Raw genomic sequence first — 15,560 nt, 5'->3', positions numbered from 1 at the left:
ACTTAATTGTTTATATCTATCCTTGTTTTTATATTAAATATAATGCAGCTTATAAAGTAAATAACTAAATAGTGGTGGTATGAATAATAACAATGGTAATACTAAGAAAAATATTGCGAAAATATAATATAATGTTTTTAATGGTTCTTTATTGTTACTTATTCTTATTTTATTATAACCTATAGTACACATCAAAATAGAACCATAGTTTAAGATTACCGTAAACAAATCACTTAAAAGCATACCCCATACATATTCTGTATACTTTTCAAACAATGTTAAATCACTTACTGAAGCAATAAGACCTAATATTGCAGAACCAACAGCTAATAACAAGCCTATAGAAATCCAAATTGCTAAAAGTGTACAGGTTAAAACTACTTGAATTATAAGTAGCGGTTTCCATGGCATAGTTAAATCTACATCTAACCCCTTACGTTTTCTTCTATATCTCATAAAGAGTATTAATAATATAAAAAATATAGGTACGGATATATGGCCATAATAAAATATCAAATTCATTCTATTGTCCGTCATTATTTACTTATCCTCCCTATAAATTATTTACTATAATTATAACATACATTAATATTCGTATAAAAAGAAAAGACTATCTTACTGATAGCCTCTTGAAGTGTTTATTTAAAGCTGTAATAATAACTAATTTTTATTATTTCTTCGTATTATTCTATTCTTTCTATCGTTACCTACTGCGCAAATAACTATAATTATTATGTATATGAATATCGTTATAAAACTTGAAATTACGGTAAATTCCCATACATCAGCTCTACCAGCAAGCGCAATAAGATATAAACACATAAATATCCATATCGGTGAAATTACTAATCCGACAATTATAGATATTACAAGAAATTTATTCCATGACATTTCCAAATATACATTTCCTCCTGATCCTTTTATACTTAAAATTTTAAGAAAAAATACTATTGAAATAGTAATGACTACTATTATGTACCCATAGAAAATAAAATACCCCATACAAAAGCCCCCTCTTATGAACTGTTTCCTTTATTATATCATATATTTACATAAAAAAGAGATTATCTTGTGATAACCTCTCATATATATTTATTAAATAACACATATTTCCAATAAAACTAATAGAAAATTCCATAAATAAATCCACTTGGAATTGCAAATATATAAATAATTATTAAAGCATAAGGCCATAATGTAGGTTGCATACTTTCTTCTTCTCGTTGTTTATTTATTCCTACTATGCATATTCTTAGTAAAATTACGTTTAAAATAACAGTTGCTATAGCACATATTACTGTTTCATAAAAAAAAACGGGGTGCTTTCTGGTGAGTCTGTAGACATTGCTCCTACAAATAATCCCAAAATCATCCATATAGGAGAAACAGTTATATCTATAGCAAATTGTATTCCAAGTAGCGTTGACCAAGGCATAGGTTTAATATTATATCCATTTTGTTTTTTTCTTTTTCTACTTCTTTTCATTAATAATATTATTAATAAAAAGGTTAAGGGGATTAATACATATCCTGACAATATTAATAAAAATATTAATAAAAAGGTTAAGAGGATTAATACATATCCTGACAATATTAATAAAATTAATAATCCACCTAATATATCACTCAATACCATTAGAAATTCCTCCTAAATATTTTGTATATTATATCATATCTCAAGTTATTAAAAAAGAGATTATCTTCACGATAATCTCTCCTATTTGAAAAATGCAAATACAACTGTTTATTCAACGTCTTTAAATCGTGCTTTATCTTTTTCATCAGCACTAGCTTTGCAAACACCTATAACTATTAAAGTCAAAAGTATTGTCAATACGCTAGTTCCTTGAGAAACATTTATAAATATAGCACCACTAGAACCGTACATAGATCTAAGTTCTAAACCATAAAGATACCCTATAAATATCCATGCTGGTAAAATCACCAACCCTACGAGTAATGACAACATAAATAATCCAGCCCACGGCATTTCTTCGTAAGGATCTCCACCATATCTTTTTATGCTTCTTACCATTATAGAAATTATCACTAAAGCAAAAATAGGTACAAGTACATGTCCACCTATTACTAAAAACGCTCCTGTATAATCAGCCTCTTTCATATATATTCCTCCTATTTATATCTGAATTTTTAATAAAAGCAATGGAACATTCCAGATAAAAATCTAAATGGAATTGCGAATAAGTAGATAATTATTATGATATAAGGCCAAAATAAACTATTTCTATATTCCTCTTTTCTTTGCTTATTTAAGCCCCTTGTAGTTATAAAAAGTGCTATAACATTTAAAATAATTGTTGCAAATAAACCAAACATTGATGCATCCGCAAATAATGTGCTACTTCCTGGCGCATCAGTAGTCATCACACCAACAAATACTCCCATAAACATCCAAATAGGCAAAATTGTAAAATCTAAAACAGCTTGTACAATAAGCAACGCTGTCCAAGGAATCGGTTTACTATCCCCTTTTGATTCTTTTCTTTTCATAAAAAATATTATTATTAAAAATATTAACGGAACTAATACATGTCCAGCCAATAAAAACAATAGTACTAATTTATCAATAAAGCTCATTAGTTATTCCTCCTTACTATTGATTTAATTATATCACATATTTACATAAAAAAGACTAAACTTTTTATGCTTAGTCTCTTGCGCTAGTATTATTTTGCTGCTGGTAGTTCTATTGTATTTGCAGTTGAACCAGTAGTTAATACATCGTTTAAGTTATCATAACTGATTTCAATCATATTAGATAAAGCTTCATCAGTATTTGATCCAATATGTGGAGTTACTAATACTTTTGGATATAAATCAACTAATTCTCTTACTGTTTGGTCTGAGATTTCATCTCCATTTTCAAAGTTTTTAAAGAAGAATGCTGCTTCATTCGCAAATACATCAGTACCAAATCCATCAAGTTTACCAGATTTAATAGCTTCTAAAATAGCTTCGTTATCTTGTAACTCACCACGTGCTGTGTTGATTAAGATAGCTCCATCTTTCATTTTTGAAATGAATTCAGCATTTACCATCTTATCATTTTTACCAGGGAAATAAGGAACGTGTAAACTTACGATATCACATTTTTCTAATAAGTCATCCATTTCAACGAATTTAACAACGTGTTTTGCTTCTTCACTTTTGAACACATCGTAACCATAAACATCTGCACCTAATCCTCTGAATAGTTTTGCTTCTGTTAAACCAATTTTACCAGTTCCGATAATTCCAACTTTACAGTTACGAATTTCTTTACTGAACATTGTTCCATCAACACGGAAGTCATATTTAGAAGTTTTGTTTACTGTGTGAGAAACGTGACGTAATAATGACATAGCTAATGTTAAAGATAATTCTGCAATTGCATTAGGAGAATATCCAGGGACACGAGCTACACTCATATTGTAGTCAGCTGCAGCTTGTAAATCAATATGGTTAAATCCTACTGTACGAGTAAATGCATACTTGATTCCATATTCTGACATTTTCTCAATATTTTGTCTATCAGCTACACAGTTACCACGTAAAATAACAGCGTCCATTCCTTCTGCTGTATTAATATTATCATGAGTTAATAATTCTTCTACTAATCTTAATTCAAAGTTATATTTGTTTAGTTTTTCAAAAAATGGTACTTCGTTTGGTCTTACACCATAACATACTACTTTTAATGTCATTTTAAAAATCCTTCTTTCATTTTATATATTTTAGTAAAGCGAAGTTACATTAGTCACCTCGCTCTACAATTGCATTTTGGCTTATTTTATTAATTTTTCTATTTATTAATGGAAAATTCCTAATGCTCCAATAATTTGAACAATAACGATCCATATTGGAGTAAGAACAACTGCTCCTAAAGTACCTAAAAGTGAAGCATTAGAAGCAAGAACTGCATCTTTATCAAAGCTAATTGCATAAGCTGCAGCTACTGTTGCTGGTGGTGTCGCCATCATTACTACGATAGTTCCTAAAGCAGTTAGGTCAACTGGTAAAATGTGAGTAACTGATAGAATTGCTAAGATTGCTACGTTAATGGCTGGAATAGCAATTAATTTAACAAATGAATAGTACCAAGTTGGTTTATTTGATAATGCTTCTTTAAATGATACAGAACCTAATGTAGACCCGATAGCTAACCATGCTAATGGTGAACATAGTCCTGAAAGATAAGTTAAGATTTGGTTAAACTGTGGTAATGTTTGGTCAAAACGTAAGAATGCAAATTGTTTTACAGCTTTTGCACCAGTTTTAGCATCGACTACATTAACACTAACTTGTGGTAAGTGCGCTTGGAATAACCAGATGAATAACCCTAAGAATGTTGCAATAACGATTGGATTTAAGAACATAGTCTTAACATTTTTCATAGTCATTTTAAGACCACTCATTTTAATGTATCCGTATGAATATAAGAAAATACGATATCCAATGTTAAAGATTGAAGCATATAATGTACCAGTTGGTCCATAGATTGCTGTTACAATTGGAATCCCGAAGAATGTTGTTGATCCGAAGATTGCTAATACACGCATCGTATCTTGTTGGTCACCTTTAAACTTCATAAATAAAGGTTTACTTAAAATGATTAATACAATATATACAAGAATTCCCCAAATAAGAACGTTAATACCTTGAGTTAATTTTTTCTCATCTATATCTACTAAGAATGATTTGAAAGCTAATGCTGGCAAAGATACTGTTAAAACAACATTTGTAAGTACTTTTGCAGTATTATCTTTAAATAAATCTTTCTTACGACAAAAATAACCTAATAATATAATTGCGATACTTGAAATAATAGCAGTGTTAATTTTTTGATCTGCTAGTGTTTTCACAAAAACATCTAAAAAATTCATAAAATATATATTCTCCTCTTTTATAATTCCGTGTACTAATACACGATAATATTTTTATACTATAACATTTATGAAAAAATATTCCAACAATAAATAACTATTATAAGTTATGTAACTTAAGTAAATAAACAAAAAATAGCTGATTTAGAGTCATTTTCTATCAATCAGCTATTTTTATTATTAATTATTTTTATATATTGTAAACGTTGTTTCGCTCAAAATATTTATAATTTTTAAGATTTATTTTTGTAGTATATCATAAAAGAACTATAGGTATTTCTATAACAATTTTTTTAATCTTTCCTTACAGATTACATTGAAAATTGATACCGGTCTACCAGAAGTACTATACTCAGCATCTTCACTTAACACGTTCATATTAACCATATAGTTTAGATACTTTCTTATAGTTATTCTAGAAATATCTAAGTCATCAGCTATTTGTTGTGTATTAAATCCTTCATTTCTACTTAATAAATTTTCAACAATTTTCTTTAACGTTATTTTTGATAATCCTTTAGGTAATTCATCAACATCTTCATGTTCTTTAGTAGTACTTAAATAATCATCTAACATTTCTTGATTAACTTTTTCTTTAGACATCAACGACTTAAAGTTTAATACTTTATCAATAGCTTGAGAAAATCTTTCATACGTAAAAGGTTTGACTAAATAATCTACTACTCCACTTGACAAAGCCGCTTCTACCGTTTGAATATCGTTAGCTGCTGTAATCATAACTACAGGATATTTCTTTAACTTAGATAAAAGACTAACCCCTTTTCCATCAGATAAATAGTTATCCAAAACTACCAAATCTGGTATATTACTTTCTAAATATAATTCTGCTTCTTTAAGTGATGACACATGGTCTAGCGTAAAATCGATTTCTTTTCTATTAAAGTATTCTTTATGTATCATAGCTACCATGGAATCATCTTCAATTATTAATACTCTCACTTTTAATCCTCCAGTACGGGTATTTCTATATTAAACTTAGTACCCTTGTTTTCTTTACTGTCTACATCTATTAAGCCGTTATATTTCTTAACAATCGTTTCAACGGCCTCTAAACCGTACCCCCTATTTTCTCCTTTTGTTGAATATCCTCTTTCGAATACTCTTTCTTTATCTACTTCCATAATCCCTGCTCCATTATCTTCTACTAAACATAATAAAACTTTTTCCTCTAGATTTAGATAAAGATAAACAATTATTTTTCCATCATTTTTATTTTCCAAAGCATCTATTGAATTATCTATTAGCACGCCTAATATAATTAACAATTCATTATATATTGTTTCTAAACCAGTATGTTGATATAATAATGAATCTGAATCAACCACTAACTGGATATCTTTGTTTCGACTTTCACGTGCTTTAGCAAGTAAAAATCCAGCTATTGATGGTACTTTTATATTTTCAGTAATATGACCTATTTTTTCATGGTAATCTTGTTTTAAATAGGTTATATACTTCGCAACTTCTTCATAAGACTTCAATTCTATCAATCCTTGAAGAACATGTAATTTATTCATAAAATGATGACTCTGTTCACGTAAACTATCGTTATATTTTTCAGTACCACTTAGTTCTGTAATAAGCTGTTTCATTTCTGATTGATCCCGTAAAGTTACTACCGCACCATATAATCTAGCTTTATAGTAAATTGGATTTCTATTCAATAATAGATCCATATTATTAATTACTATTTGTTCATCTTGACTACTCTCTCTCGTTTCCAAAATGTCTCTAAATAATAAATTATAAATCTCAGTACTTAGAGTTTCATTAATTTTTATTTCACTAGATAGTTTAGCTTTTTTTAATAAATTATTTGCACAACTATTTATAACTATTATATTTTTGTATTTATCTATCCCAATTATTCCTTCTGAAACATGATCAGCTATTAACTCTTTTTCTATATAAAGTTGTGCAATCTCTTCGGGATCTAAATTCAGAAGAATCTTTTTCAATCTTTTATTAAATAAAAACGATAATCCTACTGCCACTGTTAGCCCAATCACTAATGAATAGAATAAATTTTTCTGTGCTTCTAAGATTTGATTTTCTACCGTTCTTTTAGTATACCCTACACAGACAACTCCTATATTATTACCTTTTTCATCTTTTAGAGCTGTAAAAAATCTAACCCCTTCCCCAAGTGGACCAGTTTGCTTACTATAATGATCACCTTGAGTAAATGTTGCTTCAATATCTTCAATATTTGAAAACTTAGAGCCTATCAACTCTTCTTTTGGGTGTGAATACCTTACAAAATCTTTATCAGTTACTACTATAAAATCCGTTCGTGTTTCTTCCATCGCAGCCAATGTAAAATGTTGAATGAACTTTTCTTGATTTTTATTTTTGACCGCTTCTTGAATACTTTTATCCATCGCAATTATCTTTGCTGTAGCACTAATTTTTTGACGAATAATCTCTTCTTCACGATCTTTTATATATCCTCTCATAAAAACTGTTGTTACTAATAATGAGATTGTTACTAACCCCATCATAAATATAATAAGTTTTACTAATGTACTTCTCCACTTTTTCAAAGTACCCTCAACTCCTTATATAAATTATAAAAACTTTTATAAAAATCATTATAGTTTATATCGAAAACGAATTCAAGAGGGGATTTAATATATTTAATCAAAATTTTTGAAAATTATCGGAATAATTTAATATTACAATATCTATTTAAAATATAACTAATGAAATTATAATGGATACAAATTTTTTTAGATTATATTAATTTACTATATTTTACCCTTTTCTGTACTAATCAAAAGACAAAAAAAAAAAAAAACGAACCTAGTTTCCTAAGTTCGTCTTATTATATTATTTATTTGCTTTACGTCTTAAAGCTAACGCACCTAATCCGATAACTAAACCTGCTACAGCTAAGCTATTAGTTTCTACCCCTGTTTTTGGAAGAACAGCTTTTTTAGCTTTTTCTTTTACTACTGGTGTAGTTGGTTTACCAGGTTTATTTGGTTTACCTGGTTTTTCAGGTTTTCCTGGTTCATTAGGTTTAACCGGTTTGTTTGGAGTTGGTGTTGGCGGAGTTGGAGGTGTATCTTCTGGTTCATCTTGAAGATTGATAATTGAATTATTCTCACCAATTGTTACTGTATAAACAGTTGGATCTAGTTTATAACCTTTTGGTGCTAATTTTTCCATTATTGTGAACACTTTTCCTAAATAATCTTTTGATAATTCTTTAGAAACTGCCACTCCGTTTTCATCTGTAGTAACATCTTCAACTACAACTCCTTCTGGATTTATAATTGTGTATACAGCTCCTTGAACAGGTGTTACTTTTACTTTATCAGTTTTATTAATTTTGATTTTGTAAATTGGATTAGCATTAATCACTTCATTTAATACTGATAATCTCTCACTTACATATCCGTAAATTAAGCGATTATTGCGTTGAGGAAGTGCTTCAGTATTATTTTTTAGTAATGCAACTTTATTTCCTACTAAACTTCCATCTCCAGGAGTTGTAGTGTTATAAGTAACATAGTATGATTGTGAACCATCTTTAAAAATTACTTTTAAAGAAGTATAATTGCTGTTCCACTCAACTGTGTAGTCAGTACCTTCAGTTAGTTTAACAGCACCTGCTGGTACTTCAGAAGTACCATCATTAATAGTAGCTTTGTATACTGTTAATGATTCAGGAATATATTGAATAGCTGCATGTGTAGTATCAGTTACTATCTCATCTACTAATGCTAAGTTGCTTCCATAGTCTTTTTTTCCAGCATTAACGCGAACGCGCCATGGTGAGTAAATATTTCCTTTAGAAGTAGAACCTACAGCTGCTAATTTTTCAGAAGTCCATCCTTTATTCTCAACATCATTACCATTTTTAGCGAAGTTTTCATAACCTTTGTTTTCTCCGTCTTTAGTTGTTGATGTAAAAGTATGTGTTATTTTATTTTTCACAGCTAAGCTATCAAAAGTCACAGGTGTTTTAGTTTGATCTTTTTTGAATAAAAAATCAATAGTAAAATGACCTGTTATATCTCTTATATCATTACTTTTAGTAGTAGTTAGATATTCAGAGAAATTTTTAAGTGTTACTTTAGCATTACCACCTTGGTCGTTTGCATTTGGTGTTACTTCTGATTCAGCAATAACGACTTGTGTTTTTGTATCTTTAATATCAGCCGAATGTTTTTGGACAGTTACTGAATTAGGAATTTTTAAATTAAAATAATCTCCTTCTGATAAGTTACCGTTGTAATTCGTTAAATCAAAGTTTGCTGAAAAACGGTATGCTCTATCAGTAGTAACATTATAATTGCCATTGGCGTCAGGTTTAACTGCATTATTTCCTGCATCTGTAACAGAAATATCAGTAACAACTTTTGTAAGTTCTTTACCTTCAGCTGCGTTAGCTGTTAATGAAGATACAAATAGTAATCCTATGAATGTAAATATTGCGGTAACACTCATTTTAATTACTTTTGTGATTTTTTTCATTAATATACTTTTCTCCTTTCTTTTATCTATAATCTTATATAAATATATAAAATTATAAATGAATAATTAATAATAAATAATTACAATCTATTATCTACACATATATTACGATTAATTTATAACATTGTCAAGTTTTTAATCTTCTTGTATACGAATTATCAATTTTGGAATCTAGTGTTATTATTAAACTATTTCACATAAATTTAAATACACTTTTTTGAAAATATATATGTTTATTAAAAAATTACTCTTTAGTTTTTATGTATATATTCATTTTCTAATAATTTTCATAATTTAAAATATAACTATGCTATACTCTATAATACTTAGAAAAATATGTATTTTAACACTATTATTTTAAATGAAAATCGTTTATCCTTTTCATTATCAGAGATTCTAAATGTCCTTATATTACTTGTTTTCTGTAAAATAACTATTCTAAAAAATAATTTTGCAAACATATTTTCTATAATTTTTCTAAAAATTCTTAATCTTAGTAGGAATTATAGAATAATTTATTAGAAAAATACCAATATTACTTGAATAATTGTATGTACTATGCTAATATTTTTATTAATGCTTAGTGCAGAATTAAAAATTAAATATTTTAGGAGGAAGATTATATGGAGAAAGAAGCTAAAAAGATATTTTGGTATACGTTAGCGTTCATGGCCTTCTCTACTGTTTGGGCGTTTGGTAATATCGTTAACGGATATTCAGAATTTGGCGGACTTAAATCTATTTTCTCATGGGTTTTAATCTTCGTAATTTACTTTATTCCATATTCACTAATCGTTGGTGAACTAGGATCTACATTTAAAGATGCTGGTGGAGGTGTTAGTTCTTGGATTAAAGAAACACACAGTAAATTACTAGCTTATTATGCTGGATGGACAATTTGGGTAGTACATATGCCTTATATTTCTCAAAAACCATCACGTATTATCGCAGCATTCAGTTGGGCATTATTTAGAGATAACCGTATTAGTAAAATGAATATAACTTATGTACAAATTATTTCACTTGTTATATTCATAGTAGCGTTATTCCTAGCAGCAAGAGGAGTTAACTTCATCAAAAAACTTGCGACTTTAGCAGGATCATCAATGTTTATTATGTCATTATTATTCATATTGATGGCTATTACAGCACCTTCTATTACAGGAGCTAAAACATACAGCATCGACTGGTCATTAGATACATTTATGCCAACATTCGATGTTAAATATGTTACGTCAATAGCGATTTTAGTATTTGCAGTTGGTGGTTGTGAGAAGATTTCGCCTTATGTTAATAAGATGAAAAAACCTTCTACTGATTTCCCTAAAGGAATGATGACTTTAGTTCTTATGGTTGTAACAACAGCTATTTTAGGAACATTCGCACTTGCATTAATGTTTGATACTAATAACATTCCAAAAGACTTATTAACTAATGGTACTTATTATGCATTCCAAACATTAGGTAACTACTACGGTGTTGGTAACTTATTCTTAGTTATTTATGCAGTAGTTGACTTTATCGGTCAAGTATCTATCGTTATTATCTCAATTGATGCACCATTACGTATGTTACTAGAAAGTTCTGATGAACAATACATCCCGAAAAAATTATTAGTTAAAAATAGTAATGATGTTTACACTAACGGATTAAAATTAGTTGGTGTTATCGTATCTATCCTTTTAATTATTCCTATGTTCGGAATCAAAGAAGTAAACGAACTATTCAGATGGTTAGTTAAATTAAACGCTGTTTGTATGCCACTTCGTTACCTATGGGTATTCGCTGCTTATATCTTCTTGAAAAAAGCAGCTGGTAAATTCCAAGCTGATTATAAATTTGTTAAGAATAAATATATCGGTGTTGGTTTAGGAGCTTGGTGTTTCTTCCTAACAGCATTTGCTTGTATCACAGGTATGTATACACCAGGAAGTGTATTCCAAACAACAATGAACATTGTTACACCTATTATTCTTATTTCACTTGGTTTAATTATGCCTTACCTTGCGAAAAAAAATAATAAATAATGTTTATAGCTCAAAAGACGAGAAAATTTCTCGTCTTTTTTAATTTGTAAAAATTTTATAATGTAATATATTTCTTCGTATTTAAAAAAGCTAAGAAATCTGTAACTTCTTAGCTTTTATAATTTTGTTATTTAACTATTATCTTTATAATATCCTCTCTTTTTAAACCACCATCTAATAGAGAAAATAAATCTTATACACTCCATTAGAACTGTCAGTATAAATAAAATCACATTTAATATGAAAAAGAAACTGGTAGATCCATCATCCAGCGTAAAAATACTTCCCCAAAGTCCCACCATTGCCCATGGGAATACTATAAAAGTTTCTAACAACTTACTTATTCTATTAAAACTTTTCCAACTTTTTGTTAACCATATTTTTTCTTCACTATTTTTATTATTTAAAAACTTACGTACAAATATTATAAAAATTGTTAATTCAATTGGAAAATATCCATATAGAACTACTATAATAATAATCAAATATTGTATATCATCCATATACTGCTTACTCCATCAAAATTTTAAACTATTTTGTTCTTCATTATAATTCATATTGATAAACTTTTCAAGAAGTACCAATTTATCTACAAACTATTGATTTAATCAAAGCACTTTTACTATCTTCCTATCTAGTATATAATTAAATAGAAACTATTAAGTTTATATTATTTATTACTAGCAAAGGAGTGAATTTCTTGGAAGTAAATAGACAACACTTTGATTTTGATTTACAGAGTAAATTTGAACCTAAAGGAGACCAAGTTAGAGCTATTAATGAGCTAACTGAAGGTATTAATAACGGAGAAAAATACCAAACCTTACTTGGTGCTACTGGTACAGGTAAAACTTTCACAATAGCTAATATTATAAAAAATGTTGGAAAACCAACACTAGTATTAGCTCACAATAAAACATTAGCTGGACAATTATACAATGAGTTAAAAGAATTCTTCCCTAACAATAGGGTCGAATATTTCGTTTCTTACTATGATTATTTCCAACCAGAAGCATATGTACCATCGACTGATACCTATATAGAAAAAGATTCTTCTGTCAATGATGAGATTGATAAACTACGCCACAGTGCTACATCTTCTCTATTTGATCGTGATGATGTAATTATCGTATCTAGTGTCAGCTGTATATATGGTCTTGGTTCTCCAGAAGAATATTCTTCTCTGGTGCTTTCACTTAGAGTTGGAGATGAAATAAGCAGAAATAAAATTCTTTCAAAACTGATAGACATCCAATATATGCGTAATGATATAGAATTTACACGTGGTACTTTTAGAGTACGTGGTGATGTTATAGAAATTTTCCCAGCTTCTCGTAGTGAAAACTCTGTTCGTATAGAGATGTTTGGGGATGAAATTGATAGAATACGTGAAATCAATTCACTAACTGGTGAAGTACTTAGTGAATTAGAACATATTGCGATTTACCCTGCCAGCCACTTCGTCGCAGGTGAAGAAAAAACAAAAGAAGCAATAAAAAGAATACGTGCTGAACTAGAAGATAGACTAAAAGTATTCAATATGAAAAACAAATTACTAGAAGCACAACGTTTGGAACAACGTACTAACTATGACCTTGAAATGATGGAAGAGATGGGATTTTGTTCAGGTATTGAAAACTACTCTCTTCACTTAACTCTACGCGAACCTGGTTCAACACCTTATACTCTACTAGACTACTTTCCAAAAGATTGGTTATTAGTAGTTGATGAATCACACGTTACCCTTCCACAGGTTAGAGGTATGTATAATGGTGATAGAGCTCGTAAGCAAGTTCTAGTTGACTATGGTTTTAGACTACCTACTGCTTTAGATAATAGACCTCTTAACTATCAAGAGTTTGAAAATAAGTTAAACCAAGCAATTTTTGTTTCAGCTACACCTGGTGACTATGAACTTGAACATAGTTCAAAAATTACTGAACAAATTATTCGTCCTACTGGTCTACTAGATCCAGTAATAGATGTTCGTCCCGTTAGCGACCAAGTATTTGATATTACTAAAGAAGCTGAAAAAATTATTGAAAAAGGTGAACGTGTTTTAATCACGACTCTTACTAAAAAAATGGCTGAATCTTTAACCGCCTATTTAAAAGAAAATGGTCTAAAAGTTGAGTATCTTCACTCTGATATTAAAACCTTAGAACGTACAGAAATTATTCGTAACTTACGTCTTGGAAAATTTGATATTCTTGTAGGGATTAACCTACTACGTGAAGGTTTAGATATTCCAGAAGTTTCATTAGTTGCTATATTAGATGCGGATAAAGAAGGTTTCTTACGTGGAGATAAAGCCTTACTACAAACAATTGGGCGTGCCGCACGTAATGCGAATGGTCGTGTAATTATGTATGCGGATAATATGACTAGAAGTATGAAAAAAGCTATCGATGAAACAAATCGTCGTCGTGAAATACAAATGGCATATAATGAGGAACACGGCATAACACCTCAAACAATTATTAAAGATATTCGTGACAGTATTAGTGCTAAGAAAGAAGTAATTGAAGATGAAACATTAGAATTAGAAGAAGTATCTAATATTACCGATGATAATATCGAAGAACACTTAGCTGAACTAGAACAAGAAATGTTCTCAGCGGCTGAAAAATTCGAATTTGAACGTGCTGCTAAACTTCGTGATACTATAGCTGAATTAAAAGAAAAATATAAATTATAAAAAGGGCTGACCTATGATATGTACCCCTTTTACTGGACAAACCGGTGAAAGGGGTATTATTATGCGTTATAGCTTTGAATTTAAATTAGAATGTATAGAAATGTATGAGAGAGGAGAATTTCCGGATACACCTGATGGTGTATCTACAAAGAGATTCAGAGATAATATAAGACAATGGAAAAGAATGGTTGATTCATCAGGAATTGACTCTTTACACCATAAACCACAAAATAGAAAATGGAAACCAGAAGAGAAATTAGAATTAATTGTTAAAGTCTTAGCTGGTGAATCATGTACTTTTGTTGCGTTAAGCAACGGAATTCAACCTGGAATGTTGTATCAATGGGTTAACAAATATAAAACTTTAGGTTATAATGGACTCGAAGAATCTAAGAAAGGTCGACCTCCTAAGGATAAAAATATGAAAAAAAATAATAAAACACATGCACCAAAACTTAATGAAACTGAATATGAAGAGCTTATAAGATTACGAGCTGAAAACGAACATATTAAAACAGAAATAGAAGTAATAAAAAAATCTATTGCCTTGAGAAGAGAAAAATGGGCTGCGCAACTCGAGGCGAAAAAGCAGCGATCATCAAAGAACTTGTAGATAAAAAATATAAACTAAAGTATCTTTTAAAAGCAGTAGGAATGGCTAGATCAACATATTATTATGAGTTGAATAAAGTAGATGTAATAGCTATTCGCAATAAACCAATACTAAAAGAAATTAAAACGATTTTCGCTGAGAACAAGGGAATATACGGAGTTCGTAGAGTTTATAATGAATTAATTAATAGAGGTTTTAAAATAAATCATAAACGTGTTCAACGACTTATGAACAAGGCAGGGTTAAAAGGAAAATGTCCTAAAGAAAAATATCATTCTTATAAAGGAACTGTTGGGAAAGTCGCTGATAATATAATAAATCGAGATTTCAGTACAACAGCACCATTACAAAAGTGGACTACAGACGTATCTCAATTTAAATTTTCATGGGGAAAGTGTTATTTTTCTCCAATATTAGATATGAATACAAATGAAATAATATCATATGATTTATCTTTACATCCTAATTTAGATCAGATAAAAAGGATGTTAGAGAAAGCATTTAATAAATTTCCTAAAACGGAGGGACTAATCTTACATTCAGATCAAGGGTGGCAATACCAACATTTCTATTATAGAAATGAGTTAAAAGAACATGGAATCATTCAGTCAATGTCTAGAAAAGGAAACTGTTATGATAATAGTATAATGGAGACATTCTTTGGAAGGATGAAAACCGAACTGTATTATGGTTGTGAAAAAGATTATTTATCATTTGAAAGTTTCAATGAAGCAGTAGAGGAATATATAGATTATTACAATAATAAAAGGATTCAATCAAAAACAAAATGGATGCCTCCTGTAAATTACAGGATAACATCCATAAGTTTAAACTAA

15 protein-coding genes are annotated in these 15,560 nt (G+C 29.3%); 4 read left to right on the top strand and 11 right to left on the bottom strand.

Annotated features, from left to right (window positions below; all coding sequences use genetic code 11):
• Nucleotides 1–33: 33 nt before the first annotated feature.
• The 10 genes from T369_RS0100805 to T369_RS0100755 form a co-directional block, all read right to left on the bottom strand.
• On the bottom strand, nt 34–537 hold the full coding sequence (locus T369_RS0100805) for a hypothetical protein (protein WP_031550427.1): 504 nt from the start codon (nt 535–537) through the stop codon (nt 34–36).
• 123 nt (nt 538–660) lie between these two features.
• Complete coding sequence (locus tag T369_RS0100800; RefSeq protein WP_031550424.1) at nt 661–1,002, bottom strand: hypothetical protein; 342 nt, start codon at nt 1,000–1,002, stop codon at nt 661–663.
• 292 nt (nt 1,003–1,294) lie between these two features.
• Nucleotides 1,295–1,636, bottom strand: a complete 342-nt coding sequence (locus T369_RS0100790; protein ID WP_031550421.1) for a hypothetical protein — start codon at nt 1,634–1,636, stop codon at nt 1,295–1,297.
• Between the two features lie 108 nt (nt 1,637–1,744).
• A complete protein-coding gene (locus T369_RS0100785; RefSeq protein ID WP_031550419.1) occupies nt 1,745–2,122 on the bottom strand; it encodes a hypothetical protein in 378 nt (125 codons plus the stop codon).
• A 29-nt stretch (nt 2,123–2,151) separates the two neighbouring features.
• Nucleotides 2,152–2,598: a hypothetical protein gene (locus tag T369_RS0100780; RefSeq protein ID WP_031550416.1), complete on the bottom strand. Its 447-nt coding sequence runs from the start codon at nt 2,596–2,598 to the stop codon at nt 2,152–2,154.
• Between the two features lie 89 nt (nt 2,599–2,687).
• Complete coding sequence (locus tag T369_RS0100775) at nt 2,688–3,704, bottom strand: 2-hydroxyacid dehydrogenase (RefSeq protein ID WP_031550413.1); 1,017 nt, start codon at nt 3,702–3,704, stop codon at nt 2,688–2,690.
• A gap of 105 nt (nt 3,705–3,809) precedes the next feature.
• Nucleotides 3,810–4,883 (bottom strand): AEC family transporter, encoded by a 1,074-nt coding sequence (locus tag T369_RS0100770; protein WP_031550410.1) that lies wholly within the window; start codon nt 4,881–4,883, stop codon nt 3,810–3,812.
• Nucleotides 4,884–5,162: 279 nt separating this feature from the next.
• Complete coding sequence (locus T369_RS0100765; RefSeq protein ID WP_031550407.1) at nt 5,163–5,843, bottom strand: response regulator; 681 nt, start codon at nt 5,841–5,843, stop codon at nt 5,163–5,165.
• Nucleotides 5,844–5,845: 2 nt separating this feature from the next.
• Nucleotides 5,846–7,447, bottom strand: a complete 1,602-nt coding sequence (locus T369_RS0100760) for an ATP-binding protein (RefSeq protein ID WP_031550403.1) — start codon at nt 7,445–7,447, stop codon at nt 5,846–5,848.
• 286 nt (nt 7,448–7,733) lie between these two features.
• A complete protein-coding gene (locus T369_RS0100755; protein WP_051618946.1) occupies nt 7,734–9,386 on the bottom strand; it encodes a SpaA isopeptide-forming pilin-related protein in 1,653 nt (550 codons plus the stop codon).
• A 623-nt stretch (nt 9,387–10,009) separates the two neighbouring features.
• Between T369_RS0100755 and T369_RS0100750 the strand changes: the two genes are divergently transcribed.
• Nucleotides 10,010–11,413, top strand: a complete 1,404-nt coding sequence (locus T369_RS0100750) for an amino acid permease (RefSeq protein ID WP_031550398.1) — start codon at nt 10,010–10,012, stop codon at nt 11,411–11,413.
• A 131-nt stretch (nt 11,414–11,544) separates the two neighbouring features.
• Here T369_RS0100750 and T369_RS0100745 read toward each other — a convergent pair whose 3' ends face one another.
• Complete coding sequence (locus tag T369_RS0100745) at nt 11,545–11,916, bottom strand: hypothetical protein (RefSeq protein ID WP_031550395.1); 372 nt, start codon at nt 11,914–11,916, stop codon at nt 11,545–11,547.
• 197 nt (nt 11,917–12,113) lie between these two features.
• Here T369_RS0100745 and uvrB point away from each other — a divergent pair, with 197 nt between their 5' ends.
• From uvrB to T369_RS0100730, 3 genes are all read left to right on the top strand, one after another.
• On the top strand, nt 12,114–14,111 hold the full coding sequence (gene uvrB, locus T369_RS0100740) for an excinuclease ABC subunit UvrB (protein ID WP_031550392.1): 1,998 nt from the start codon (nt 12,114–12,116) through the stop codon (nt 14,109–14,111).
• 61 nt (nt 14,112–14,172) lie between these two features.
• Nucleotides 14,173–14,724, top strand: a complete 552-nt coding sequence (locus tag T369_RS0100735; RefSeq protein ID WP_031550389.1) for a transposase — start codon at nt 14,173–14,175, stop codon at nt 14,722–14,724.
• Entirely contained in the window at nt 14,673–15,560 is an 888-nt protein-coding gene (locus T369_RS0100730) for an IS3 family transposase (RefSeq protein ID WP_016359613.1), read from the top strand. The genes T369_RS0100735 and T369_RS0100730 overlap by 52 nt, the downstream gene beginning before the upstream one ends.

The sequence above is a fragment of the Gemella sanguinis ATCC 700632 genome, from assembly GCF_000701685.1.
GTDB lineage: Bacteria > Bacillota > Bacilli > Staphylococcales > Gemellaceae > Gemella > Gemella sanguinis.
This window is presented reverse-complemented; position numbering and strand designations above follow the sequence as displayed.

Excerpts from the sequence above, each read along its gene's own strand:
- T369_RS0100750 (WP_031550398.1), top strand. The coding sequence starts at position 10,010 with ATGGAGAAAGAAGCTAAAAAGATATTTTGGTATACGTTAGCGTTCATG.
- T369_RS0100775 (WP_031550413.1), bottom strand. The coding sequence starts at position 3,704 with ATGACATTAAAAGTAGTATGTTATGGTGTAAGACCAAACGAAGTACCA.
- T369_RS0100790 (WP_031550421.1), bottom strand. The coding sequence starts at position 1,636 with ATGGTATTGAGTGATATATTAGGTGGATTATTAATTTTATTAATATTG.
- T369_RS0100780 (WP_031550416.1), bottom strand. The coding sequence starts at position 2,598 with ATGAGCTTTATTGATAAATTAGTACTATTGTTTTTATTGGCTGGACAT.
- T369_RS0100735 (WP_031550389.1), top strand. The coding sequence starts at position 14,173 with ATGCGTTATAGCTTTGAATTTAAATTAGAATGTATAGAAATGTATGAG.
- T369_RS0100730 (WP_016359613.1), top strand. The coding sequence starts at position 14,673 with ATGGGCTGCGCAACTCGAGGCGAAAAAGCAGCGATCATCAAAGAACTT.
- T369_RS0100770 (WP_031550410.1), bottom strand. The coding sequence starts at position 4,883 with ATGAATTTTTTAGATGTTTTTGTGAAAACACTAGCAGATCAAAAAATT.
- T369_RS0100785 (WP_031550419.1), bottom strand. The coding sequence starts at position 2,122 with ATGAAAGAGGCTGATTATACAGGAGCGTTTTTAGTAATAGGTGGACAT.
- T369_RS0100805 (WP_031550427.1), bottom strand. The coding sequence starts at position 537 with ATGACGGACAATAGAATGAATTTGATATTTTATTATGGCCATATATCC.
- T369_RS0100745 (WP_031550395.1), bottom strand. The coding sequence starts at position 11,916 with ATGGATGATATACAATATTTGATTATTATTATAGTAGTTCTATATGGA.
- T369_RS0100755 (WP_051618946.1), bottom strand. The coding sequence starts at position 9,386 with ATGAAAAAAATCACAAAAGTAATTAAAATGAGTGTTACCGCAATATTT.
- T369_RS0100800 (WP_031550424.1), bottom strand. The coding sequence starts at position 1,002 with ATGGGGTATTTTATTTTCTATGGGTACATAATAGTAGTCATTACTATT.